The following is a 25,032-nucleotide window of genomic DNA, read 5'->3' on the forward strand; positions in this document are numbered from 1 at the left end:
GATGAATTGTACCGCAGAGGGCGCAGAGGGCGCAGAGGGAGATGGAAAGAGAGGGGTTCGATCGTAATATTAGGTAGGGACACAACATTGTTGTGTCCTGTATTTAAAAGTTGTGTCCTGTATTTGAAAGTTGTGTCCTATATTTGCAAGTTGTGTCCTGTATTTGAAAGTTGTATCCTATATTTGCAAGGTACGATCGCACATTAGCAGCCCGGATTTCCAATCAGCGGATTTTCAACCGATTTTCAAATTCGCTTTCAAAACTTTGATACAATCGGTCAAATACGACCGATATCTGTCAGCATAGAAATAGATAGTTCGATCGCAAAGAGGCCACCGTGCAACCCGTAGACTTTACAACTTTAACCGCAGCTTGCAGCGAACTGCGAGCCCAATGGCTGCCAGCGCGCTTAGAACAAGTCTACCAGCGCGATCGATTTACCGTTTCCCTGGCCCTCCGTACCATGAAAGGGCGCGGCTGGATTGACCTTTCCTGGCATCCTGTCGCCGCCCGCATCTGCGTCGGCGACCCCCCGCCCCGCATTCCCGACACCTTCACCTTCAGCGAACAACTGCGGCACCAACTCAGCGGTTTAGCCTTAGTTTCCATCGCCCCCGTTGCATCCTGGGAAAGAGTCATCGACTTGCAATTCGCCAAACGCCCCGGAGAACCCCCCCTCTGGCACCTCTTTGCCGAAATCATGGGCAAGTACAGCAACGTCATCCTCACCGCCCAAGACAACCTCGTTGTCACCTGCGCCCACCAAGTCAGCGCCAAACAGTCCACCGTTCGTCCCATCCAAACCGGGCAACCCTACGAAATGCCCCCGTCTTTGACCGATGCAGTCCCGAGTCTGAGCGAATCTCAAAACCGCTGGCAATCGCGAATTAGCCTGGTTCCCGGTCAATTAAAGGGCAATCTGCTGAAGAATTACCGAGGAATGAGTAAAGCCTTAGTTTTGTCAATGATTCGATCGGCAAATTTAGACCCCGAACAATCCACCGACAGCCTCAATCCCGACGACTGGCAGCAACTATTCCAGCGCTGGCTATACTGGCTGCAATGCCTAGAAAATTCCAAATTTCACCCGAGTTTTACCGCCGAAGGCTACACCGTCATCGATTGGCCGACACCGGATATAAAAGAGGCAGAATCTCGAAACGAATCTAACTCCTCTGTTCCTTCTTCCTTCTCTTCCGTTCAAGAAATACTTAACAGCTACTACACAGGCGAAATCAATCAACAAGTATTCGCCCAACTGCGGCATCAGCTTACCCAAAAACTCAACAACGTCCTGGCAAAACTGCGCCTCAAAGCCAACACATTTAAAGAACGCTTGCAGCAATCAGCAGACGCCGACACCCACAAATCCCAAGCCGACTTGCTGATGGCAAATTTGCAGCATTGGGAACCGGGAATGAAATCGATTTCTCTCCCCGACTTTGAAACCGAAAAACCAGTTATCATTCCCCTAAACCCGGAAAAAAACGCCGTTCAAAACGCTCAAGCCCTCTACAAAAAACACCAAAAACTTAAAAGAGCCCGCATTGCAGTAGAACCTTTGTTAGCCGCCGTACAGGAAGAAATCGACTATTTAGAACAAGTTGAAGTCGCACTTTCAGTCTTGGAAACCTACCGCAACACCCAAGATTTGCAAACCCTCGCCGAAATCCGCGAAGAACTGATCCAACAAAAATATCTAGACGTACCAGATTACCGCAGTACCGACAAAAATGCTGCGATCGAATTTCACCGCTACCAAACCCCCAGCGGCTTTGAATTATTAATCGGGCGCAACAATCGTCAAAACGACCAACTCACTTTTCGCACCGCCAACGACTACGACTTGTGGTTCCACACCCTAGAGATTCCCGGAAGCCACGCTTTGCTGCGTCTCAAACCCGGTACTGTGGCTGAAGAAACTGATTTGCAATTTGCCGCTGACATGACTGCTTACTACAGTCGCGCCCGCAACAGCGAACAAGTCCCGGTGGTTTATACAGAACCGAAATATGTATACAAGCCGAAAGGCGCGAAACCGGGTATGGTTGTATACAAGCAGGAGCGGATTGTCTGGGGCAGACCGCAGCAAGCTCCGGCTTGATTTATACAAAGTGTGAGAATGGTCGATCGGCAATCGAAACCTCGTTCTTACGCAAAATAACCTGTTTGGAACCGATAAACCTACGCAGAAACCGGATTTTTGAACTCCGGTTTGATTATACAAAGTTACCGGGAGTGCGATCGTCCCCTCATAATTAAAATTCGCCTGTAATGTAAACTTTTATTACAGAAAATTAAATTTTGTTGTTATAATACCGCTTAAGAGAGATGATATTTCTTTTAGAACCCTTTGCAAAGAAACGTGCAACTTGGGTTTCCTCACTGTGAGAACAACACTGTGGGAACACAACGGATTTAACTATTTGTGCAGACCAGCTTTTGCTAAAGCTGGTCGTTTCTGTTTAAAAATTAAACCCGCTCCTAGAAAGTAAACGTCGTTCTGATCACCCCAATCACCAAATCAGAATTATCCTTATTGTGGTCGGGAGCAGTCAGCCAAATCAGGCCAGGAGTGATAGAAATATTGTCGCTCAACTTAAACTGATAAAAACCTTCAAGGTGCAGCGAAGTATCCTTATCTTCCGGCAAAGTCCGATTAGTAGAATTCGTCACCCTGGGTTCCATACCTACCAGAATTCCCGCCACATTTCCTTCTTTCAACAAATCGGGAAAAGCCAAAGTAACTGCCCAGTTCCAGATTTTTTGATCCCCCCGCTGCACAGAACCGGTAGGAGTAGCCAAGTTGGATAAAATGCGCTGGTTGGTGTAACCCGCCCAACCGCCAATTGCAAATCCCCGGTTCAACTGCCACGAAGCTTGCGCGCCGTAGGAATTGCTAGAAACCGGGAGAGTGCTATCGCTGTCGAACCCGAAGGAACCGAGACGCACCGGGAAATTAGAAGCATTGCTGCCGGTACCGGTAACAAAGTTGTAGGAATTAACGTAAGTTAAACCTAAAGCCATGTTATCGTTCGGTTTGAAAGTCAACTGAGCCAAACCGCCGTAAGAACCGTTGAACAAACCGTTACCCCGCGTCGGGCTCGCGGCATTGCCGGCCAAATATCCTAAACTCAGCTCCAGTTTTTCCCCAAACTGATGCCGCAGAGCGATGCCAGAACCGCCAGTCAAATGGTAAATCGGGTTGCGAGTACCGAAGTTAGAAAGAGCGCCGTAGCCGCCGTCTCCGTCAAAGTAAGGGTTGACTGTGTTGGTAAAATCGTCAGCCGCGCCGGCGTTGGCTTCTAGAATTACAGTAGTGCTTTTGCCGAGAGGGAATTGGTAAAGCAGCGCATCTAAACCTACAGTATTGCTAGCCTCGCCAAAAGGCCCGGCATTAAACCGCAATTCCCCTTCAGCGGTTTTCGTATTATTAGTAGAAAACGAACCCAAATTTAAAACTTGCAGTCGAGTTCTCAGCAAATCTTCGCCAGAGAAACTCGTGTCGAAATTGATCCGAACCCTGCTGCCAAAAGCCGTCGTTTGATCAGCTTCGCGACCCTCGGCATCATCTCCTCTGGCGATTCCAGTCAAAGCAAATACCACTTCGCCGTTGAGTTTAGTTGTAGTTGAAAACTGATTTGCTTCTAATTCAGAGGCGCGCGCTTCCAAAGCATCGACGCGGCCACGTAAAGTTGCCAATTCCGCCGCAAATTCTTCTTGCAACCTTTGCACAGAAGCCAAATCTTCTCGCGTCGCCAGATTTCTGGAACCGCCTTGAATCAGCTCGCTAACTTTATCCAAACACGCATTTAAACCTGCTGCAAACTCGTAGCGAGTCATCGCCCGGTTGCCGCGAAAAGTGCCGTCAGGATAGCCAGCTATGCACCCGTAGCGCTCTACTAGGGATTGCAAAGCTTGGAACGCCCAATCTGTGGGCCGAACGTCGGAAAGTTGCGAAACAGAGGTGACTTGGCCTGCCGCATCTTCGCTGCTACTGTCTTCTGCGCTGTATTGGTTGATTTGTTCTAAAACATTTGACTGTGCTTGAGGTTGGGCACTTGGATTAGTCGATTGGGAAATCGGCTCGGGTTGTGCGACGGATTTTTCCGCGCTTAAATTAGCTGGTGCAACGGCGGGTTGCGTTTCGCTTAATTTTGCGGGCGCGACTGCGGGAATTTGCTCCGCGACAGGTTGTTCAACACTTAAATTGGCGGGCGCGACTGCGGGTTTGGTTTCGCTTAAATCTGCTGCTGCAACTTCCAATGCTTTTGCCTGTTCGGCAACTGGGGCGATCGGATCGTTAGCGAAGGCCTCGTAGAGGTTCGCACTTTCTTTCTCAATAGTATCAACAGTCAAGTTGCTAGCTACTGACGCTGTTTCGGCCGTAACCGCTGCTATCTCAGACTTTTCCACCTCGGTGGCAGCACCTGCTAATTGCAATTGATGAGCTTGCTCGGTCGCGGCAATTTCTACAGGTTGCTCTGCTGCTAGCGCCCTCGAAGATACGACTAAACTTGCTGCCAATACTGCGGGACTAACTAAAAGTCCCTTCCACAAAATTCTTGACATTTTTACCTCACACCACATTGAGCCGATCGCCCGTTCCGAAGATTTAGGCGCTCGCAAATCACCTTCAGTATTCCGCCTAATAGTATTTCTTGTCAACAATTGGGGAAATCACTGCCGGAGAGTGCAGTTTTGCTGTCGCTGAATTTCACAACAACCCCGTTTATTCCCAAAATCCTTGGTTCGATCTAGATATCTACGTAGAAACCTGCTAGATGCCTGGATATTGCGTAAGTGCTCCCTCAGTAAGATTAATATTGACAGAACTGGCGCTAACACATCGTTCGATCGGCTACATAACAAGTGAAAAAACTCAAATACGCCCTAGTTCACGAATGGTTGACGCCCTTAGCTACTGGCGGTTCAGAACTCGTAGTGCAGGAAATCCTCAAACACGTAGACGAGGCAGATGTCTATGCCCTCATCGACTTTGAATCAGCTAATCCCGAAAGCTATCTTTTCCAAAGAAAGATTGGCACAACATTTTTGCAGCACTTTCCCGGAGCCCGCAGCGGTGTCCAAAAATATTTGCCCTTGCTGCCGATCGCGATCGAACAACTAGATTTGCGAGAATACGACATCATCCTCTCATCATCCCACGCCGTCGCCAAAGGCATCCTCACCAGTCCCCAGCAACTGCACGTCTGCTACTGCCACACGCCCATGCGCTACGCTTGGGACTTAACTTTTGACTATTTGCGCAGCAGCAAAGCCGGACGGGGCATCCCGGGCCTGCTGACGCGATATTTGTTGCACCGACTGCGGCAGTGGGACGTAATTTCCGCCAACCGCGTTGATTATTTCATCGCCAACTCCCAACACACGGCGCGCCGAATTTGGCGGTGTTACCGGCGGCGGGCCCAGGTGATTTATCCGCCGGTAAACATCGATCGATTTTCCTTGATGCGGCAAAAACAAGACTTTTACGTCACAGTTTGCCGGTTGGTAAGTTACAAAAACGTTAGTGCGATCGTCCAAGCATTCAATCAACTCGGGCATACTCTAATTGTTATCGGCACCGGGCCAGAATTAGAAATGATTCGGCAAATAGCCAAACCCAACGTGCAAGTGCTCGGCTGGCAGCCCGCCGAAATAGTTGAAAAATACATGGCAGAGGCGAAAGCCTTTGTATATGCAGCTTGTGAAGATTTTGGCATAGCTTTGGTAGAGGCTCAAGCTTGCGGAACGCCGGTAATTTCCTATGCAGCAGGGGGCGCTTTGGAGACAGTGCTCGACATTCGCCAACACCCAGCGACTGGGACAGGTTTATTTTTTTCCTCCCAAACCGCAGCAGCATTAGTCGAAGCTGTCGAAGAATTTGAGCAGTTGCAAGGTAAATTTGGACCAGAAATCTGCCGGTTGCGCGCTGAACAGTTTGCCCCCGAAGTCTTTGGGCAACGCTATCTAGCTTTTGTGGAACGCTGCTATCAGGAATTTCAATCCCGCGATTTTTTTACCAAGTCTGGGAGTTGAGAGAGTGGGAGAGGGGGAGAAAGCCGGAAGGCCAGAAGGGGCAAATCTGCCTTCTGCCTTGTGCCTTTTGCATAAGTGCCTTCAGAAGCCCTCTGTATAAGTGCTTTGTGCCCTCTTCACGCTTGACGGCTTCCATCGGACTTTTTCCTTCAGAAGCCTTATGCCTTCAGCTTCCGCTGCCTTCAAAATAGCTGCATTCTGCCTTCTCAAGTATTCAGAAGGCAGAAAATTGAGTATTTGAAACATAATTCAGAGAACAAAGCGTCTTGAGGCTTTATGATCAGGACTGTGTGTGGTGTGAAGTGAAGGAGTAAGATGACTGCCGACAGCCAACTAATCTCCGGCAAGGTAATTCGAGCGATCGCAAGACGCGGTTTTCAGCCTGTCCTGCAAGGAGATAGACGCATAAGTCGTTCTCTACAGAGCCTCGACGGAGAACTTTTCAAGCGGTTATTTGACATCCTGTTTTCCTTATCGGTTCTGATCCTGTTTGCTCCGGTTTACCTGCTTTTGGCTTTCTCGATCGCCTTAAGCTCGTCCGGGCCTATTTTTTACGTACAGGAACGAGTAGGCAAAAACCGTAAAAGGTTTTATTGCCTTAAATTCAGAACGATGGTGGAAAATGCGGACGACATATTGCTGGAAATCATGGAAAAATCTCCGCATTTGCGTCAAGAGTTTGAGGACAATTTCAAGCTGAAACAAGACCCTCGAATTACCTGGATTGGAAGATTTTTACGAATGACAAGTTTAGACGAATTTCCCCAGTTTTGGAATGTTTTAAAAGGAGATATGAGCGTCGTCGGGCCGAGACCTTTAGTTGAAGAAGAACTGCCGAGATACGGCCGTCACATCAACAAAATTCTCACCATAAGACCTGGAATTACAGGCTTGTGGCAAGTGTCCGGTCGCAACGACATTCCATATCCCCGCCGAGTCCAAATCGACCTCTATTACGCAAATGACAAAAACCTTTGGATGGATATGTGGATTGTTTTCAAAACAATTGGAGTTGTGATATTTCCCAAAAATAACGGCGCATATTAATTTTTGTCCGCAGTCAGCAATCGGTAGTTAGTTTTATTTGTTACTGACCACTGATGCTGACTACTGACAGCAAGCGACAAACTCTTTGTCAAAACTAAACAGTTCCTTGATGCCGATCGAAGGATTGTGAGTTAACGTAGAGTTTGAGAAGAGGACCGACAGGCAACAACAGCCTCTGCCCAGAAAGTCCGAAGTGAATTAACACAGCCTGTCAAAGGAAAATCAGATGACGCAACGCAAGCGAGCGCTAATAACAGGTATTACAGGTCAAGACGGCTCCTACTTGAGCGAATTACTGTTAGAGAAAGGATATGAAGTTCACGGCATTATCCGGCGCAGTTCGAGTTTCAATACCGATAGAATTGACCACATCTATGTAGATCCTCATAGCGAGGGCGCGCGGTTGTTTCTGCACTACGGCGACTTAACCGACGGTACTACTCTGCGCCGGATATTGGAAGAAGTTCAGCCGGTAGAAATTTATAACTTAGGCGCTCAATCTCACGTTCGAGTCAGTTTTGACTCGCCGGAATATACGGTTGACACAGTAGGAATGGGAGTATTGCGCCTGCTAGAAGCAATTCGGGACTATCAGCGCCGCACCGGCATAGAAGTGCGGTTCTATCAAGCAGGTTCTTCGGAAATGTTTGGTTTGGTGCAGGAAGTTCCGCAGAAGGAAACAACTCCTTTTTATCCCAGAAGTCCTTACGCCTGCGCCAAAGTTTACGGTCACTGGCAAACAGTAAATTATCGCGAATCTTACGGACTTTTTGCCTGCAACGGCATCTTGTTCAATCACGAATCTCCCCGCCGCGGCGAAACTTTTGTAACTCGCAAAATTACTCGCGCCATTGCCAGAATAGTCGCCGGCAAGCAGAAAAAAATTTACTTGGGAAATCTCGATTCCAAGCGGGACTGGGGCTATGCTAAAGACTACGTGCGGGCGATGTGGCTGATGCTGCAAAAAGACAAGCCTGACGATTATGTCATTGCTACTAACGAGACCCATTCCATTAAGGAATTTCTCGATTTGGCTTTTACTTACGTCAATTTAGATTGGCAAAAATATGTGGAGTTTGACGAACGCTACTTGCGTCCGGCAGAAGTGGAACTGTTGATTGGCGATTCGACTAAGGCGCGCCAGCAATTAAATTGGGAACCTTCTGTAACTTTTCAGGAGTTAGTACATTTAATGGTAGATGCTGACATGAAAGCTTTAGACCAGCAAGGTCGGGGTTCGGGCAACGGATTTGATTGAGTAGCTAAACAAAGCCGTCAGTGCTAACAATTTGTAGGGGTAGTGTCCCGTGTCGACCCCCTTTCGCGAAAAGCGCGCACCGGGGGGTTGCCCCTGCACACAGTTCATAAAGGATTAGAGGATTGTGACAGCTAAGTAGGTGGCAACAAATAAACATTACATGGGAGGACGGGTGAACTCACTGCTCTACTCGCTTGTATCTCGCGCTCTTAACCCGTACTCGCCCCTACAATATACTATGGTTTTTTTCGAGCATCTACTCATTAGCGCGATCGGCATTCAAAGAACCAGCTTAATTGCTCGCAAAATTTTCAGATGTACGGGCTAACAAAAACATTAAAATGATAGTTGAGGACTCGCGGCTCATAAATCTAACTTTAGGGTGTGCACGGCTCACATTTTCCCTATCTGCAGCAGCTAAAACTGATTTGTGGGCAACCGCGTTCTGTAGCTGAAAGCTTTTTTTGCTAAAGCAACAATTTTAGAATTGGAATTGTCGATAGACCCTTATTCAAAATCCCGAGGCTAAATTTATGACAAGCTTGGATTTAAGCAGCAAACGCATTCTAGTCACGGGCGGCGCCGGTTTCTTGGGCCGTCAGGTAATCGACCAGTTAGTGAAAGCAGGGGCCGATGCTGATAAAATTTCGGTGACTCGATCAATCGACTGCGACCTCCGCGTCATGGAAAACTGCAAGCGCGCCGCCGACAAACAAGATATCATCATTCACCTCGCCGCCCACGTCGGCGGCATCGGTTTAAACAAAATCAAGCCCGCTGAATTATTTTACGACAATTTGATGATGGGCGTGCAACTAATCCACGCCGCCTACGAAGCAGGAGTCGAAAAATTTGTCTGCGTCGGCACTATTTGCGCTTATCCCAAATTCACCCCTGTTCCATTCAAAGAAGACGACCTCTGGAACGGCTATCCTGAAGAAACAAATGCACCTTATGGAATTGCCAAAAAAGCTTTATTAGTGCAACTGCAATCCTACCGCCAGCAGTACGAATTCAACGGTATCTACTTGCTACCAGTAAATCTGTACGGCCCGGAAGATAACTTTGACCCCAAGAGTTCCCACGTCATCCCCGCATTAATTCGCAAAGTCCACGAAGCACAAGCAAGGGGAGACAAAACACTGCCAGTTTGGGGCGATGGCAGCCCTACCCGTGAGTTTTTGTATTCCACAGATGCCGCGCGGGGAATTGTGATGGCGGCTCAATCTTACAGTGAATCTGACCCGGTAAATTTGGGAACGAATAGCGAAGTTAAAATTCGCGATTTAGTGGAAACGATTTGCGAATTGATGGGATTTGAGGGAGAAATTGTTTGGGAAACAGACAAACCAAACGGTCAGCCGCGCCGCTGTTTGGATACGGAAAGGGCTAAGCAAAAGTTTGGTTTTGTTGCGGAGGTAAAGTTTAAGGAAGGGTTGAAAAATACGATTGATTGGTATCGAAAACACGCAGTTTGAGTATGAAAACCCCGGTTTCTTGAAGAAATCGGGTTTTTTTAGTTATCAACCTCTCGGCATTCTGAATCTGGTTTTCTTGATTGGTCTACCTTTAGTAGCTTGGCGAATTGGTGTATGGAAACTATTGTATGGTGTACCTGCCATAATCATTGGCTTGCTTTATATTCCACCGTGACTACTGGCATGACTTTGGGATTACCCACATTTACTGTACTGGCTTGGAAAAACAAGAATTGGTCAGTTGTAGATCGATCGCACTACTCATTGATTACGCTAGCGGCGCTGGCGTTCATTCCATGTTCATTGGGCTTTGAAGAAGTTGGAGGCGCGCGATCGCGATCGCACATCTGGCACAGTCTTAGGTTAGCCATCCAAAAATAACTTATGTATACAGACTTGGTAGCAGATTAACTGTTGATATCTCAGACTAAGCAATATTTATTAAATATCTATAAGTATAGGTGTAAATGCTGAACAACCATTGTCGAAAAATGTTGATTGCCAGCTTATAAGTTAAGGTATAAAAACGATATAAACATAATATTATATCGTTTTTTATAAAAATTATAATATTATATTATTGAATTAAGTGATTTGATGTAAGCGTTGGTGATTTCCGTTATGAAACGCTAAATATGCAAGTCAGAGAAACCAGTATCCACAAAGCTTCTGGATGTTAAACTTATTTTTTTCAGACCCTGATTAAAGAACGCCAGATTTGGGAGTGATCTAACTCACGAACGAGTTCTTTGAACAGCAAATTGACCGCTTTAGGCGTTAGACGCGATCGCACTTACCTGTAATTTTGCATAAGTTCGATCGCCCCCAACAAACTGGGCACAATCCAATTACTACCGGATCGTCGCTCAAAGTACCCGAGATCGACTACAGTAAACACAAAATATTATTGGCGGTGATTTGAGTGATTGAGACTTTAGCAACAGGAATCGCAGCAGCCGGTTCGCTGCTAGCATTGGGCGGATTTGGCCTAGAGTTGAACTATCGCCGGACAGGGAGTGCAAATAAACTAGAACTAACAGCCGGAGAATGGCACTTAGCCATCTCCGAACCCAACCGCTATCTTTTAGTCGGGGAAATGGAGTTCCGCAACCTGACACAGCGCTTTGAGATTATGTTGCCGGAAGTGCGGGCACAGGTGAAACTGTTGTCAGACGGAAGTTTAGATGGCGTTACTTCCCAGACAAAGGTGATTCCTTGCCACAAAGACGCAGCAGCCAGAGCAGACGATTACTGGTTCGGCTATATTGTTAAAGCCCAAAAAAACACGAAAATTAAAGTATCTGTAGACATTCAAGGGCAAGATTTAACCAAATTGCAGTCAGCTTGGGTGCAAGTACACTTCGTCACCTACGGCCCCGGCGGGCGCATCCCCAAAGTCCGTAACGTAGTAGTCCCGCTGCAATTTCCGAACTCGGACACCGTACCCATAGCCAGAAATGTCGGAGTTGCAGAAGTCTTGCCGATTCGCACTCACATACTGGCGGAACTGGACAATCCAGTCGAAATTGTCAAGCGGTACGTGCTGCCGCGCGCCCAGAAAGGCGATATTGTCGCCTTGGCAGAAACTCCCCTAGCTTTGATGCAGGGACGCTACCGCCATCCCAGCGAAGTCAAACCCGGATGGGTGGCAAAGCGAGTGTGCTTGTTTTTCTTGCCCATGTCGAGTTTGGCCACGGCTTGCGGGATGCAGACGTTGGTTGATGTAGTAGGCCCTTGGCGCGTAATAGCAGCATTTGCGATCGGCGCTGTGGCGAAAATATTCGGCAAACCGGGAGTCTTTTACCAACTTGCAGGGGAACAAGCAAGGCTGATCGACGACGTTACCGGGACTTTGCCTCCCTTCGACCAATTTATTGTCCTCGGCCCAGACAATCCCCAGCAAGTTGTAGAAGAAATTCAACGAGAAACCGGACTTGCGGCGGCGATCGTAGACGCTAATGACTTGAAAGCAGTTAAGATATTAGCAGCGACCTCCGATTTATCGGTAACATTTTTAGAGCAAGCCTTGCGCAGCAACCCCGCCGGGAATGCTGACGAGCGCACACCAGTCGTTTTAATTCGACCTCTGCCACAAAAATCTTGAGTTGAAAACAGAAAATTAAAAATTCAAAAAGATGATTTGAAATTTTTAATTTTCGATCGAGCAAGAAAGGGAGAAGAATCAAAAGTTCTAAGTTTTGAACTCAAAATATACGCTTTCAAAACTCAAAACTTCTCTAACTCTTCCCCTTTCTGAATTTTTATTTTTAAATTTCCATTCCCCACTTTCATGCTATGACTTCATTTCCCTCCCAAAACCAAAACCAGGTTGTGATTCGCCCGTTTCAGTATCGCGACATCGAGGCGATGGAACAATTGTGTGCGGAAACAGCCGACGAGCCAGAAAACCGCAAGGGCGCAAGCTGCGACTTGGTACTAGGTAGAAAGTTGCAGCAGATTCGTCGCTGGTACGGACTGCTAAAGATTTTTAGCTGGTTTCCCAACCCTTGTCAGTCCCTGTTCCGTGCCCACGTTGCCGAAGAAGAGGGGAGCGTTAAGGGCATAATTCAGATTTCTCCTTTCAACCGCACCCGCAGCACTTGGCGGATCGATCGCATAGGAGTAGACCCGGAAGCCCGCAGCAAAGGAATTGGTTCCATGCTGCTGCGGTACTGCTTTGAGGCAGTCTGGGAGGCGCGGACGTGGCTGTTGGAAGTGAATGTCGGCGACACAACTTCCCTAGCTTTGTACCGGCAGAACGGGTTTCAGCCTTTGGCCCAGATGACATACTGGACGATCGCCCCAGAACGCCTGCAAGAAATGGCTAACTCGACCCCAGATTTGCCCAACCTGCTGCCTGTTAGCAACGCCGACGCTCAGTTGCTCTACCAACTGGATACCGCGTCTATGCCACCCCTGGTGCGCCAAGTATTCGATCGCCACATTCAAGATTTCAAAACCAGTTTTTTCGGCGCTTTAGTCGAAGGTGCCAGACAGTGGCTGGGCAAAACAGAGGTAGTCAGCGGTTACGTGTTTGAACCGCAGCGCAAAGCCGCGATCGGCTATTTTCAGGTGCAGCTATCCCGCAACGGCCAAGGGCCGCACGTTGCCCAGTTAACCGTACACCCGGCCTACACTTGGCTTTACCCGGAACTGCTGTCCCAGATGGCGCGCCTCGTTCAAGATTTCCCGGTTCAAAGCCTGCAACTGGCTTCCGCTGACTATCAGCCGGAACGGGAAGCTTATTTAGAGCAATTTGGAGCAGTGCGCGTGGAACACAGTTTGCTGATGTCTCGATCGGTGTGGCACAAATTGCGCGAGTCCAAGTTGGTCTCTCTCGAAGGACTCCAGCTATCAGAAATGTTGCAAAGCTTCCAGCCAACTCGCAAACCCGTACCGGGCAGGATGTCCTGGCTCGGCCCGATGGCTGGGGAAGCGACAGCAGGGCCCCCGTCCTGTGAGATTAAACCCCTGTTGGCTGACTCAGGAAACAGCCAAACAAATCAAGTTAACCCCTTGAACTTCCAAAATTCCGAATCAGCAGCAACAGATAGCAGCAGCATTTTGCCTCTAAAATTGCCTGAATTGCCTCTAGACGGCGGCTGGCCCGGAGAACTCAATTCTTAATAAGTGAAAGCAGAAGGTAGAAGGTAGAAAACCGAAAAAAATAGAATTAATCATCCAAAAAGTTCCTTTTTTCGGTCATAATCCCAAAATATCCCTTCTGCTTTTGATTGAACTCAACTTAAGATTACCTATTTTCTTCTTACTTTCTTCTCTTCTTTCTTCGCGACAAGAGCGCTTACGCGCCGCTTCGCTAACGCGTCTTCGCGGTTCGTAAAAAAAATATTCCGGTAATAAAAGAATTAAATCTAAAATCTAAAATCTAAAATCTAAAATTGAATGTCCAACGATAAATTATGGATTTCTGCTCTGGGATTGGATATCGGCCTCAAACGAGTCGGCATCGCCGGGTGTGACGGCACCGGTTTAATAGCTACGGGCATTACAACTCTGGTACGATCGTCCTTCGATCGAGACGTAGCTTATCTCAGAGAGCTCGTCCGAGAGCGGAGAGTGCAAATTTTGGTTGCAGGCTTGCCCTACTCCCTGAGCGGAGAATTGGGCGCTCAAGCCCGACAGGTGCAGAAATATGCGAATCGCATCGCCGGAGCCTTAGAACTCCCCCTAGAGTACGTGGACGAGCGCCTGACTTCGGTTGAGGCAGAGGAATTGATGAAAGCAGCAGGGATTTCGCTGTCGCAAAATAAGGGTGCGATCGATCGCAAAGCAGCGGCCCTGATTTTGCAGCAGTGGCTAGACGAACGGAGGCAAAACATCTGCGCCCTTCCCAATCCTTGATAGCTTGTAACAAAGGCGTGATATCCTGGTTGTGCAAGTTTGCTACGCACACCTGTAACCCTTGACAAACTGGAGAAAATTCTGCTGTACCCTAGGTACTGAAGAAGCACAAAATCGTGATTTGTCCTCAGTGTCGCTTGCGGACTCGACTGAGATTTAAACGCTGCACTCCTCGCCTGTGGAAAAGGCCGCGAGTCTCGCGGTTTAAGCTTGTGGACTGGCGATAGTCGCCCACTTAGCCAGAATATCGCCACGAAAATTCCCAATTGTCAAGCAAACGTTACTGAATTATTGACGGAAAATTAAGATACACGCGATGTCCTCATCCCCATACCGCAAAAAAGAGAATGGCAATTCCAACGAAGAGTCCGTCACCCTGACGGATGAAGTTGGGCGATCGCTGACTTGCAACATAGAATATTCTATGAACCTAGAAGGTCAAGAATACGCTTTGCTGCTTCCGATTGACTCACCCGTAGAAATTTTTACTTGGCAGGGAGACGATACCGATGAAGCAGCAATTCCTGTAGAAGACGAGACCGAAATTGACAAAATTTTTGATACAGCTAAAGTTGTCCTGCAAGAGCAGAACTTGACCCTTCGACGCACGGCGGTGACGCTGACTGTGGTTGGCGAATTGCCGGAATTTCCCGAAGAGGATATGGCATCCGATGTCGATCCGGATGAGGAGTCCGAGTTTGAGGAGCTGATGTGGCTGACCAGCTTCTACCACGAAGAACAGGAATATGCGATTTATACGCCTCTCGACCCGTTCTTTATCTTGGCTAGAATGAATGACGACGGCAAGCCAGAATTGCTCTCGGAAGAAGAGTTCCAAAGGCTGGAACCGATGCTGCCTCTGCTGGAAGACCAGTTTTTTGACGAGCTTGATTAAATATTAATTGAAGGCAGAAGACCTGACGGCAAAAAGCAGAATGTTTTACTATTTTATAAAAAAGTAAACTGCTTGCCCGATCGAATTTTTTCGAGATTGTGCCTTCAGCCTTTACGCTCGGGCTTTTGAATTGGGCCGCGTGAATTGGGTCTTTTAAATGGCTTGTATCCGTAACTTTTCGGTCATCAATCGCAGGTCATCAGTCATTAGTCGCTAGTTAATCGCCACTTATCCAGGACAACGGACTATGAATAAAGAACAAATGACAAAAGGCAGCGCGCGCGAGGGCCGAAAAGGTACTCCGCAAGTCTCTAAATGGTTGTTTTATCTGGCGTTGGTGCCGGCAATCTGGGGGATTTGCGCTTGGCAGGGCTGGGCTTGGTGGAGCTGGGCTTCTGCCCCGCCTAAAATAGCTGAAACGTCAACTTCCCCGGCAGAGGATGCTGCTGTTTCTATCCAAATCCCGGAGGGTACTCCCAGTCAAAAAATCGGCCGGGATTTAGAGGCCGCAGGGTTGATTCGATCGAGCTCGGCATGGAATATGTGGGCCCGCTGGCTGACTCTGCAAAACCGCGATGGAGGTTTTCAAGCGGGAACTTACCAACTGTCGCCGACTCAGCCTCTGAGTGCAGTTGCTGATAAAATTTGGAAGGGCGAAGTTGTACAGCAGAGTTTCACGATTCCAGAAGGGTGGTCGCTGCAACAAATGAGCGCTTATTTTGAAGCGCAAGGTTTTTTCCCCGCTAAAGATTTTATTGCGGTGGCGAGTCAAGTTCCCTACGCTCAGTACCCTTGGCTGCCGAGCGGCTTACCTCATTTGGAAGGGTTTTTGTACCCGGATACTTATCAGCTAGACGGCGATGCAATTAGCCCGGAAGCTGTCATCAAGCAAATGCTCGGTCGTTTCGAGCAGTTGGCTTTGCCGATATATCAAAAGAATCAGAAGAATACTAAGCTGGATTTGAAAGAGTGGGTGACGCTGGCTAGTATTGTGGAAAAAGAGGCTGTAGTTGCTTCCGAGCGCAATCGCATTGCTGGGGTGTTTACCAGCCGCTTGAATAAGGGCATGAAGTTGGGTTCAGATCCGACTGTTGAATACGCCCTCGGCATCAGGCAAACGAAGGAGAAACCTTTGACTTTTAAGCAGGTGGAAACGCCTTCTCCCTACAATACTTATGTGAATGTAGGGCTGCCGCCAACTCCGATCGCATCTCCGGGAATAGCAAGTCTGGAAGCGACTCTCGCTCCGGAAAATACAGAATATCTGTATTTTATGGCGCGGTATGACGGCACTCACATTTTTAGCCGCACGCAGGCGGAACACGATGCTGCGATTGCTAAAGTTGACCAGCAGTTGCGATCGACCCAATAGATAGGTAATGACTAATACAAAAGTAAAAAGTCAAAAGTAAGACAGCAAAAGCAATAATTATTCACTTTTGATTTTTTACTTTTTTAATCTTTAACTTCCAATTTCTTATTTCTCAATCTAAAACCTAAAATCTAAAATCATTATGACTTGGGGTAAAATACTACAGCCTGACTTAGTTCTAGGCGATTCAGTCATGAAGTTAACGGCTGAGATTCTGCAAAAATATAATATTAAAGGATTAGTGTTGGATGTGGACGAAACTCTCGTTCCCATTACAGCAATGAATGCTTCTCCTGAACTCACCTTGTGGGTGGAAGAAATAAAACCGGTGGTATCGCTGTGGTTGGCGAGCAATAATGTAAACCAGACTCGGATCGGTCGGATTGCTGAGTCTTTGAATCTACCTTACATCACGGGTGCTGCTAAGCCGTCGCGCCGCAAGTTGCGAAGGGCTATTAGTGCGATGAATTTACCGGTGGAACAGGTGGCGATGGTGGGCGATCGACTTTTTACTGATGTTTTAGCTGGCAATCGTTTGGGTATGTTCACTATTTTAGTGGAACCAATGGTTGATGCTGGGTATGCGCTTCGCAAGTATCCGGTGCGCTCTTTTGAAGTTTGGATTTCTCAAGCTTTGGGGGCTTCTCTGAAAATTAAAGATTAAATTGGGCATAGGGCATAGGGCATAGGGCATAGGGCATAGGGCATAGGGCATTGGTAACTAATGACAACAAACAACAGTCAACAGTCAACAGTCAACAGTCAACAGTCAACAGTCAACAGTCAACAGTCAACAGTCAACAAACCAATGACTAAAACTATTGTTGTTAAAATAGGAACTTCGACGCTGACTCGATCGACTACGGGAAACTTAGCTCTTTCAACTATTGCTGCATTAGTCGAAATTTTAGCCGATTTGCGGCAGCAAGGCCATCGAGTAGTTTTGGTTTCTTCGGGTGCGGTTGGGGTGGGCTGCGCGCGCTTGGGCTTGACGGAACGCCCGCGAAATATCGCTCTCAAACAAGCTGTGGCGGCCGTGGGCCAAGGGCGGCTGATGCGGGTGTACGATGACTTGTTTACTACTTTGCAACAGCCGATCGCTCAAGTATTGCTCACTAGGGGCGATTTAGTGCAGCGCAACGGTTATGTTAACGCTTACAATACTTTTCAGCAACTGCTCAGATTGGGCGTGATTCCGATCGTCAATGAAAACGATACTGTGGCGGTAGACGAGCTCAAATTTGGCGATAACGATACGCTTTCGGCGCTAGTAGCGAGTTTGGTAGAAGCAGATTGGTTGTTTGTGCTCACAGATGTCGATCGGCTGTATTCCGCCGATCCGCGCAGCAATCCAGACGCGCAGCCGATCGCCCTAGTCCAAAGTATGGCACAGCTCACAGAATTTCAGGTGCAAACAGGAGACTCCCGCAGCGGTTGGGGAACGGGCGGAATGGTGACAAAAATTGAAGCCGCGAGAATAGCAACTGCATCGGGAGTACGCACAGTCATCACTGACGGCTGCTTTCCTGGTAATATCGAGAAAATACTCAACGGAGAGTCGATCGGCACTCAATTCGAGCCTCAACCGCGCCCTGTAAACGCTCGCAAACACTGGATAGCTAACGTGCTAATTCCGGCAGGAAAACTATATTTAGATGCGGGTGCTGTCAAGGCAATTTCCCACGGCGGAAAATCGCTTTTAGCTGCGGGTATTGCTCAAGTAGAAGGACAATTTCAAGCTGATGATTCCGTGCAGTTGTGCGACGCAACCGGCAAGCAAATTGCTAGAGGACTTGTGAATTATAGCAGTTTAGAATTGAGACAAATCCAGGGCTGCAAGTCCGATAAAATTGCTGAGATTTTAGGCTATGCGGGTGTAGAAACGGCGGTACACCGAGATAATTTAGTGATTGTTTAAACTAACACATATCAAGACATTCGATCGCGCAATGAGCGAATGCAGAAATTGAGGATACTTGCAGCACAGTATTGCAAGAATTTGTTTGGCTGTGTCGGAACAGCTCGTTCATCGCTTCTGTAAACACTTCAAATACATTTTTTGCTAATTCTAAAGCTGCTTGGCGTTCCGCATTAGTAAGGTTGATCTCTGCTAAAACTTGCAACATCTCTGGCGTGTTTAAAAGGTGATAATTTTCTAAACCCACATAACCTCCTCCAAAATAAACATATTCTTTTTGGGTAATTTGCTGTAATTCCATTACCACTGCTAGCGCCGCCTCAAAAAAAACTTTAGCTGTGCCTTCGAGGACTTGCACTAACACCAGTTTCTGAATCGGAGAGGCTTTCCAAGCGTAGCGTTCTAGCACTGAAAACAGCGATCGAGTTTTTTTAGTTTCTTCACCCCAAAGCAGTCTGAAGTCGCCGTAACTCATTAATTGGTTTAAGCCTAGTTCCTCTAGGTATTCTAGATAGTCGTGCCAGTAATAGTTTTTTTTATAAGTATATTTATTAATGAGTTCCTGAACTTTGTTATTACTAGAAGATTCTCGCAGTACATATTTATTTAAATCGCTCAATCCCACAGCCAAAGGAGCGAGTACAGGTGCAAAAATTAATCGTTGATTCGGGTGAATGTGTTGATTGGCTAGAAAGTCAAACAAGGGCAAGTTTGCAAACTCTTGCTTTTTTGGTTCAATGAATGCTAGAATCGCTTTCATACTTTTTTCGCCTAAATAGTTGCTGTCAAGATCATCTTCCTACCTCCGTTAATTATCTATATTTTCGAGCATAAATAATTGTGTTTATTATCATACATATTTGTATTTGACATCATAGGTAAGAGTGTTTGCAGTCACAGGAAATTGTGACTTGCATCATATTGTGCCAGGAGTGCGAGCATCTTGCTCGCTAGAGATAAGCTGTTATACATTTAAATTGCATATTTCGGGCGTAGCTCAAAGCCACCCAAGAAGAGTTTGAGTATTTATTTACAGCTAATTTAAATGCTGATTAGCTTATATAGGCAACTGAGCATCCTGCTCGCATTCCTAAAAAATGCTTTTTACAAAATCGGGATGCTCCCTGCAAATCAGTTCTAGACGCATAGGAGTCTAGAAACCGGGATTCTTCGCAGATTCATCGCTGCTAAACAAAAATTTTTCTGAGAAACCGGGTTTCTTTAACCCTTGCTTTTATTGCTTCTTCCCTCTTTCCTCTGCCCTCGGACTTCTTCCTTCTTCCTTTTGCCATAAGTCTCAAAATGACAATTTCCAACTCCCAGAATTGCCTTTAGGTACGTTCTGAGTTACTCTATCTTTTGGATCAGTTAAGAAAATTATAGGAGTTAATCTTGGAACGGACTTTTTTAGCGATTAAGCCCGACGGCGTACAGCGCGGACTCGTCGGCGAAATTATCGGTCGTTTTGAAGCCAAAGGCTTTAAGCTAGTTGGCATGAAGCTAATCACGGCGAGTCGCGAACTTGCCGAACAGCATTATGGCGTACACAAAGAAAGACCCTTTTTTGCGGGACTGGTAGACTTCATTACTTCCGGGCCGATGGTGGCGATGGTGTGGGAAGGCGACGGCGTTGTGGCCTCGGCGAGGAAAATGATTGGCGCAACAAATCCTCTGAATTCAGAACCGGGGACAATTCGCGGCGATTTGGCTGTGAATGTCGGCCGCAATATTATTCATGGTTCTGATGCTGTGGAAACTGCCCGTGATGAAATTAGTCTCTGGTTCAAGGAAGATGAATTGAGTGCTTGGACACCTTGTTTAACTCCTTGGATTGTGGAGTAGTTTTGATATTCTCCCGATTGATTAATCGGGAGATATAATACTTATCGCCCTCTTCGCCACATTTCTCGCCCGTTGAGAATTTACGGTCAAAACTTAAAATTATTCTCAGTTCTATCAACACGACAAATTATCAACAATTAGGAAAAGCGATAGAGTTTGAGATTTATTCTGGTTACCAGGATATTCCTCGTAACAAGAAGAAAAAACGTTAATCGGAACTTAAAAACTCCAAATAATTATCAGTCAATTCTTTGACTGCTAATTCGTAAAACTGCTGACCGTGTTCGGGCGTTGCTAAGCCCGGATTTGAACCCATTCTACCGTCTGGAAATCGGCGGCGGAAATCAGCAGCACCGTAAATTTTGTGCCCGGAAGCGACTTCTTCCGAAAGCGGAGCTTGCTTGATTGCTTCTGGATAAAGGTACTGGGTTAAGGCGATTTCGCTGGGGGTGGCGTGGGAGCCTTCTTGGTTTCCGTACAATTCTTTTGCTAGTTTGTAGACTGAACCGCACATGAACCAGTTGCCGATTTGACACTGGATTCGATCGGCATTCGGTAAATTCAAGTCCGACAAATGCGCGTAAGTCTCGGAAAATGCTGCTTTCATCGTGGCAATGTTGCCGCCGTGACCGTTAATGAAGAAATATTTTACAAATCCCGCTTTTGCCAGAGATGTGATATAATCCCTGATTACGAGTATTAGGGTCTGCGGTCGGAGGGTGATTGTGCCGGGAAAGCTGGTGTGGTGCAAGGCCATGCCTACATTAATTGTCGGGCCGATTAAGGCATTGGCAGCTTCGCCGACACCGCGGGCGATCGCACTCGCAGCAATGGCGTCAGTGCCGATCAAGCCGGTGGGCCCGTGCTGTTCGGTGGAGCCGATCGGGATAATTATGCCTCGGGAGCTATCGAGATAAGCTTCTACCTCGGGCCAGGTACTCAAATGCAGCAACATGATAGGCAGTCTACAGAATTTTTACTTGCTATCGTCGATCGTAGCCGGCACGGGAAAAAAAGGACTTTGGGCCAACTTATTATTGTATTCTTAAAAAAACCTTTACAGTGCGAGCGCAACTTTACAGTTATATTACTTAACCTTAATAATTTAACCAATTGATTACCCAAACTTTACCTTTTAATAACCTTTTAAGAGTAGTATAACAAGCATCTCCCTATAGATTGGGTGTTACCTGGTCAATTAACAGCGGGCAATGTTTTATGAAATTAACACCGACCCCTAAAAATGACCAGACTTCTGAGGCCAGGACGCAGGCAGACAGCGCGGCTCCGGCAACTGCTCTACTGTTGTATTCCTTGCACGAGCAAGTAGCAAAGGTCGAGCGCGTGTCTGTGGGATGGACTGGAGAAGGATTCTAAGCGATCGAACAAATGACGATCGTACAAGCGATCGCAGCGCGAGAGTGCCTCAGCTACTGAACAAGGCCCCTCTCGCTAGCCACATACAAACATAACTCCCACGGATATTTATGTCTTCTGCTGAATTAAGCGAAAGTCCTTCGAGGTTGGCTGTTGGACAAGCCGGCCGAATCTTGTTATTGGAAGGTGAAGACCTGTTGCGGGAAATGCTAGCTTTAGCCCTTAAAGAACAGGGCTACGAGGTGGTGGTTACTAGCGACGGGCGCAACGCTCTGCCTTCTGTACAGGCTTCTTCTTCATACCACGGTGAATTTGCCTTTAACCTGTTAATTATGGATTCCATTAACGGTTTGGATCTGTGTCGAATGTTACGGCATCAAGGAAATCCCGTCCCTATTTTGATTATCGGTGCTAGAGGAAGTGCCAACAATTGCGCTTTTTACTTAGAAGCCGGATCGGATGATTATCTGACCAAGCCTTTTGGAATGCGGGAGTTTATCGCTCGGTGTCGGGCGCTGATGCGGCGCCAGCGCCTCGGTCAGTTGCCGCAACCGATGATGCTGCAATATAAGAGTATAACTCTGTATCCTGAAGAGTGCCGGGTGTTGGTTCGCGGTGTGGAAGTGAAATTTTCTCCAAAACAGTTTCGCTTACTAGAACTATTTATGAGTTATCCCCGGCGAGTTTGGTCTCGCGATCAATTACTGGAAAAAATTTGGGGTCAAGATTTTATCGGAGACAGCAAAACAGTTGATGTTCACATCCGCTGGCTACGCGAAAAGTTGGAAATAGATCCGGGCCAACCGGAATATATCATTACGGTACGCGGGTTCGGCTATCGATTTGGTTAATGTTAAGTAAGTTCTAGGGTGGCAAGTTGCAATCGAATAAACGTAGGGACACAACAATGTTGTGTCCTTATTGGTCTATGCAGGGTTCGCAATGCAAGAGCTTGAAGGCTCAACCAGTAGACCTATTGTAGCGACCGTTGCCGTTATCTTTTACCCTTGGCGATCGGTATAAACTCACATATTGCAATTTTCAAGAACAGGCAAGATGCCTGTTCCACAAAGAATTTTCTCGCTTCACAGGCCGGAAAGCCTGTTCATAAAAAGCTGATTGAGAATGGTGCAACATCTCAGTATAAATCACAACTCCCCTGTCCACTGCCAACAATCAAGTTTCCAGCAATCTCCTGCAACCGCAACAGCCGCCACCATATCTGAACTCGGCATTAATTCAATTAAAGACCATCTTGATGCTTCTTCGGGGTTTTCTTCAACATTTAACAGCGCTGCAGGTTCTCCTGGTGCGAGGCTGACATCAAACTGATTCAGGGGAATAGAAAGTCCTTTTCCGACTGCTTTAATATAGGCTTCTTTGCGAGTCCAGCAGGTGAAAAAAGCGCGGGGTTGGAGATGCTCTGGGAGCGAAAGCAACACAGAGTGTTCTAAGGGTGAAAAAAACTTTTCAGCAATCTCCAGACAAGGAAAGTTGGGATTGATGCCTTCAATATCGACACCAATCTCTCGATTTTTGGTAATAGCAATTAGAGCCATTCCGCCAGAGTGAGACAAATTGAAACGCAGGGTATTTCCACCTTGGGCGGCGATGAGAGAAGGTTTGCCATAGGAATTGTAGTCAAAGCGCAAAATGTGAGAATTTATGTTAAGATAGCGACTCAGAATGGCTCTCAGCGCGCCACGACTCACAATAAATTGCGATCGACCTTTGGGAAAGTGAAAACCCTCGGCTTTTGTCCGCTCGTCGGTAGAGAGAGTCTCTTGTAAACTCTGCAAGCAAGATTCTGTTTGAGCCAGAGACACGCGCCAAACATGAATTTCGCCCAGATTCAATGTCAAGTCTAGCGGTGGAGAATTCCACGAATCAAAAGCAGCAATCATGTATTTATCTTCTCTTATGACTCACCTCATGCAGCATTCCCAGAAACCGGCAAGATGCTTGTTATACTTGGAGAAACCGGCAAGATGCTTGTTATACTTGGAGAAACCGGCAAGATGGCTGTTCTACAACAGATGAATTGCAATCCCAAATTTTAATAAATCCAGGTTTGTACAACTTTTCCTGCTATTTTTTGTCCCAACCAAGGCGTATTTGCCGATCGCGATTTCAGACTTTGCCCGTCAACAGTCCAACTCATTTCCGGATCGAACAAAATCAGCTCAGCAGAGACTCCCGGCGCAACCGTGGCAGGGGTTTGTCCGAGACAAACGGCAGGCCCTGCGCTCAACACTCGCCACAGTTCTAAAGCCGAAAATTCGCCTGTTTCTACCAGTCCGTGCCACAGCAAAGGCAAAGCTAATTCCAAGCCGATCGCCCCGGGCGGACTATCAGCAAAAGCCACAGTTTTCTCCTCATAAGTATGCGGATTGTGGTCGATCGCGATCGCATCAATTACGCCATCTTTCACAGCTTGAATCAGCGCTAATTGGTCGCTGAGATTTCCCAACGGCGGTTCTAAGTGTAAATTCGGATCGTAGGCGAAGGAAGCAGTCAGAGCATTTTTCCCGCCGGAATTTTTAGAGTTTCCTGAAATTGCCCCGACATTCAACAACAAGTGCATCCAAGTCGCACTCGCAGTCACCGGCAAACCCCGCGCCTTCGCATCTCGAATCAATTCCACGCTGCGCGCCGTAGAAACGCGCATAATGTGCACTCCTGTGCCCGCAGATGCCACCAACTCAAGCAAAGCCGCCAAAGCCGAAGTTTCCGCACTCGCCGGAATTCCTGGCAAACCCAAGCGCACCGACACCGCACCCTCCCGCGCCGCGCCATTTCCTGCCAAAGTTCGATCGCACGGCCACAAAGCCACAGACTTGCCCAAAGGCTGGATATACTCAAGCAAACGCCTCACCAGAGCCGGATTAGACAGCGGCAAACCGTCCGCAAAACCCACCACCGCAGAGGAGACCAGCTCGCCCAACTCAGCCATCTGCTGCCCTTTAACGCCCGCTGTCAGCGCGCCCCAAAAATACAAGCGGGGCCCCCCGGGCGACAAATTGCGGATATGTTGCTGCAACAAAGCTAAACCGGCCAAATTGTCAACAGGCGGCGACGTATCCGGCAAAATCGCCAGCCGCGTAAAACCGCCAGCCGCCGCAGCCTGCATCAAGGATTCCAGCGTTTCCCGATCCTCAAAACCCGGTTCTCCGCTGTGGCTGTAGATATCAGTTAACCCCGGCCCCAAAATCAGTCCCTGGCAATTCCGCACTTCCGTGTCAGCGGGAAACTCAGCAATTTTTTCTTCGACTGTTTTGATATCACCTTCAGCAATCAGAATATCAGCGATGCGATCGCTCCCTGAAACTGGATCTAGCACTCGTACATTTTGTAGCAGTTCGCGGCTCATATAACAGAAGGAAGTTCGGCAACGGATTTTGTAACGGATTTAACGGATGTAACGGAGGTTGGGAAGAGGG

The 25,032-nt window shown here is 47.4% G+C and carries 21 protein-coding genes; 16 read left to right on the forward strand and 5 right to left on the reverse strand.

Features of this window, described 5'->3' with window-relative positions; translation table 11 throughout:
- Positions 1 to 338: 338 nt before the first annotated feature.
- Positions 339 to 2,105 (forward strand): NFACT RNA binding domain-containing protein, encoded by a 1,767-nt coding sequence (locus QUA78_RS13575; RefSeq protein ID WP_333302027.1) that lies wholly within the window; start codon positions 339 to 341, stop codon positions 2,103 to 2,105.
- Positions 2,106 to 2,485: 380 nt separating this feature from the next.
- Here the strand turns inward: QUA78_RS13575 and QUA78_RS13580 are convergent, their stop codons facing one another.
- Complete coding sequence (locus QUA78_RS13580) at positions 2,486 to 4,573, reverse strand: iron uptake porin (RefSeq protein WP_445302450.1); 2,088 nt, start codon at positions 4,571 to 4,573, stop codon at positions 2,486 to 2,488.
- A gap of 300 nt (positions 4,574 to 4,873) precedes the next feature.
- On the opposite strand from QUA78_RS13580, the gene QUA78_RS13585 reads away from it, so the two are divergent.
- From QUA78_RS13585 to proB, 12 genes are all read left to right on the forward strand, one after another.
- Entirely contained in the window at positions 4,874 to 6,043 is a 1,170-nt protein-coding gene (locus QUA78_RS13585; protein WP_333302025.1) for a glycosyltransferase, read from the forward strand.
- A 315-nt stretch (positions 6,044 to 6,358) separates the two neighbouring features.
- Positions 6,359 to 7,090, forward strand: coding sequence for a sugar transferase (locus QUA78_RS13590; protein WP_333302024.1), 732 nt, complete (start codon positions 6,359 to 6,361; stop codon positions 7,088 to 7,090).
- Positions 7,091 to 7,316: 226 nt separating this feature from the next.
- Positions 7,317 to 8,348 (forward strand): GDP-mannose 4,6-dehydratase, encoded by a 1,032-nt coding sequence (gene gmd, locus QUA78_RS13595; RefSeq protein WP_333302023.1) that lies wholly within the window; start codon positions 7,317 to 7,319, stop codon positions 8,346 to 8,348.
- Positions 8,349 to 8,881: 533 nt separating this feature from the next.
- Positions 8,882 to 9,826: a GDP-L-fucose synthase gene (locus tag QUA78_RS13600; protein ID WP_333302022.1), complete on the forward strand. Its 945-nt coding sequence runs from the start codon at positions 8,882 to 8,884 to the stop codon at positions 9,824 to 9,826.
- A gap of 114 nt (positions 9,827 to 9,940) precedes the next feature.
- The gene (locus QUA78_RS13605; RefSeq protein WP_333302021.1) at positions 9,941 to 10,207 is read left to right on the forward strand and encodes a hypothetical protein; all 267 of its coding nucleotides are present in this window, start codon (positions 9,941 to 9,943) and stop codon (positions 10,205 to 10,207) included.
- Positions 10,208 to 10,748: 541 nt separating this feature from the next.
- Entirely contained in the window at positions 10,749 to 11,930 is a 1,182-nt protein-coding gene (locus tag QUA78_RS13610) for a F420-0:Gamma-glutamyl ligase (RefSeq protein WP_333302020.1), read from the forward strand.
- A 191-nt stretch (positions 11,931 to 12,121) separates the two neighbouring features.
- A complete protein-coding gene (locus QUA78_RS13615) occupies positions 12,122 to 13,453 on the forward strand; it encodes a GNAT family N-acetyltransferase (RefSeq protein WP_333302019.1) in 1,332 nt (443 codons plus the stop codon).
- A gap of 276 nt (positions 13,454 to 13,729) precedes the next feature.
- Positions 13,730 to 14,188, forward strand: coding sequence for a Holliday junction resolvase RuvX (ruvX, locus tag QUA78_RS13620; RefSeq protein WP_333302018.1), 459 nt, complete (start codon positions 13,730 to 13,732; stop codon positions 14,186 to 14,188).
- A 316-nt stretch (positions 14,189 to 14,504) separates the two neighbouring features.
- Positions 14,505 to 15,083, forward strand: a complete 579-nt coding sequence (locus tag QUA78_RS13625; protein ID WP_333302017.1) for a DUF3727 domain-containing protein — start codon at positions 14,505 to 14,507, stop codon at positions 15,081 to 15,083.
- Between the two features lie 247 nt (positions 15,084 to 15,330).
- Positions 15,331 to 16,455, forward strand: coding sequence for an endolytic transglycosylase MltG (mltG, locus tag QUA78_RS13630; protein ID WP_333302016.1), 1,125 nt, complete (start codon positions 15,331 to 15,333; stop codon positions 16,453 to 16,455).
- 142 nt (positions 16,456 to 16,597) lie between these two features.
- A complete protein-coding gene (locus QUA78_RS13635) occupies positions 16,598 to 17,119 on the forward strand; it encodes a YqeG family HAD IIIA-type phosphatase (RefSeq protein WP_333302015.1) in 522 nt (173 codons plus the stop codon).
- Positions 17,120 to 17,263: 144 nt separating this feature from the next.
- Entirely contained in the window at positions 17,264 to 18,373 is a 1,110-nt protein-coding gene (gene proB, locus QUA78_RS13640; RefSeq protein WP_333302034.1) for a glutamate 5-kinase, read from the forward strand.
- 1 nt (position 18,374) lies between these two features.
- Here proB and QUA78_RS13645 read toward each other — a convergent pair whose 3' ends face one another.
- Positions 18,375 to 19,133, reverse strand: coding sequence for a hypothetical protein (locus QUA78_RS13645; protein WP_333302014.1), 759 nt, complete (start codon positions 19,131 to 19,133; stop codon positions 18,375 to 18,377).
- Positions 19,134 to 19,765: 632 nt separating this feature from the next.
- On the opposite strand from QUA78_RS13645, the gene ndk reads away from it, so the two are divergent.
- Positions 19,766 to 20,215, forward strand: a complete 450-nt coding sequence (gene ndk / locus QUA78_RS13650; RefSeq protein ID WP_333302013.1) for a nucleoside-diphosphate kinase — start codon at positions 19,766 to 19,768, stop codon at positions 20,213 to 20,215.
- A gap of 208 nt (positions 20,216 to 20,423) precedes the next feature.
- On the opposite strand, the gene QUA78_RS13655 is transcribed toward ndk, so the two are convergent.
- Entirely contained in the window at positions 20,424 to 21,170 is a 747-nt protein-coding gene (locus QUA78_RS13655; protein WP_333190816.1) for a creatininase family protein, read from the reverse strand.
- Positions 21,171 to 21,433: 263 nt separating this feature from the next.
- Here QUA78_RS13655 and QUA78_RS13660 point away from each other — a divergent pair, with 263 nt between their 5' ends.
- Positions 21,434 to 21,592, forward strand: coding sequence for a hypothetical protein (locus QUA78_RS13660; protein WP_333302012.1), 159 nt, complete (start codon positions 21,434 to 21,436; stop codon positions 21,590 to 21,592).
- 110 nt (positions 21,593 to 21,702) lie between these two features.
- Positions 21,703 to 22,443: a response regulator transcription factor gene (locus tag QUA78_RS13665; protein WP_333302011.1), complete on the forward strand. Its 741-nt coding sequence runs from the start codon at positions 21,703 to 21,705 to the stop codon at positions 22,441 to 22,443.
- 297 nt (positions 22,444 to 22,740) lie between these two features.
- On the opposite strand, the gene QUA78_RS13670 is transcribed toward QUA78_RS13665, so the two are convergent.
- Positions 22,741 to 23,496: a 4'-phosphopantetheinyl transferase superfamily protein gene (locus tag QUA78_RS13670; protein WP_333302010.1), complete on the reverse strand. Its 756-nt coding sequence runs from the start codon at positions 23,494 to 23,496 to the stop codon at positions 22,741 to 22,743.
- 152 nt (positions 23,497 to 23,648) lie between these two features.
- Positions 23,649 to 24,962 (reverse strand): dihydroorotase, encoded by a 1,314-nt coding sequence (locus QUA78_RS13675; protein WP_333302009.1) that lies wholly within the window; start codon positions 24,960 to 24,962, stop codon positions 23,649 to 23,651.
- Between the last annotated feature and the right edge of the window lie 70 nt (positions 24,963 to 25,032).

Source organism: Microcoleus sp. K4-B3, assembly GCF_036704615.1.
In the GTDB taxonomy this organism is placed as follows: Bacteria; Cyanobacteriota; Cyanobacteriia; order Cyanobacteriales; family Microcoleaceae; genus Microcoleus.

What these genes read in the sequence shown, in the direction of transcription:
- QUA78_RS13670 (WP_333302010.1), bottom strand. Translation starts at nt 23,496, where the DNA reads ATGATTGCTGCTTTTGATTCGTGGAATTCTCCACCGCTAGACTTGACA.
- mltG (WP_333302016.1), top strand. Translation starts at nt 15,331, where the DNA reads ATGAATAAAGAACAAATGACAAAAGGCAGCGCGCGCGAGGGCCGAAAA.
- QUA78_RS13655 (WP_333190816.1), bottom strand. Translation starts at nt 21,170, where the DNA reads ATGTTGCTGCATTTGAGTACCTGGCCCGAGGTAGAAGCTTATCTCGAT.
- gmd (WP_333302023.1), top strand. Translation starts at nt 7,317, where the DNA reads ATGACGCAACGCAAGCGAGCGCTAATAACAGGTATTACAGGTCAAGAC.
- QUA78_RS13665 (WP_333302011.1), top strand. Translation starts at nt 21,703, where the DNA reads ATGTCTTCTGCTGAATTAAGCGAAAGTCCTTCGAGGTTGGCTGTTGGA.
- QUA78_RS13600 (WP_333302022.1), top strand. Translation starts at nt 8,882, where the DNA reads ATGACAAGCTTGGATTTAAGCAGCAAACGCATTCTAGTCACGGGCGGC.
- QUA78_RS13675 (WP_333302009.1), bottom strand. Translation starts at nt 24,962, where the DNA reads ATGAGCCGCGAACTGCTACAAAATGTACGAGTGCTAGATCCAGTTTCA.
- QUA78_RS13605 (WP_333302021.1), top strand. Translation starts at nt 9,941, where the DNA reads ATGGAAACTATTGTATGGTGTACCTGCCATAATCATTGGCTTGCTTTA.
- QUA78_RS13615 (WP_333302019.1), top strand. Translation starts at nt 12,122, where the DNA reads ATGACTTCATTTCCCTCCCAAAACCAAAACCAGGTTGTGATTCGCCCG.
- QUA78_RS13660 (WP_333302012.1), top strand. Translation starts at nt 21,434, where the DNA reads ATGAAATTAACACCGACCCCTAAAAATGACCAGACTTCTGAGGCCAGG.
- proB (WP_333302034.1), top strand. Translation starts at nt 17,264, where the DNA reads ATGACTAAAACTATTGTTGTTAAAATAGGAACTTCGACGCTGACTCGA.
- QUA78_RS13580 (WP_445302450.1), bottom strand. Translation starts at nt 4,573, where the DNA reads ATGTCAAGAATTTTGTGGAAGGGACTTTTAGTTAGTCCCGCAGTATTG.
- QUA78_RS13645 (WP_333302014.1), bottom strand. Translation starts at nt 19,133, where the DNA reads ATGAAAGCGATTCTAGCATTCATTGAACCAAAAAAGCAAGAGTTTGCA.
- QUA78_RS13625 (WP_333302017.1), top strand. Translation starts at nt 14,505, where the DNA reads ATGTCCTCATCCCCATACCGCAAAAAAGAGAATGGCAATTCCAACGAA.
- QUA78_RS13590 (WP_333302024.1), top strand. Translation starts at nt 6,359, where the DNA reads ATGACTGCCGACAGCCAACTAATCTCCGGCAAGGTAATTCGAGCGATC.
- ruvX (WP_333302018.1), top strand. Translation starts at nt 13,730, where the DNA reads ATGTCCAACGATAAATTATGGATTTCTGCTCTGGGATTGGATATCGGC.
- QUA78_RS13635 (WP_333302015.1), top strand. Translation starts at nt 16,598, where the DNA reads ATGACTTGGGGTAAAATACTACAGCCTGACTTAGTTCTAGGCGATTCA.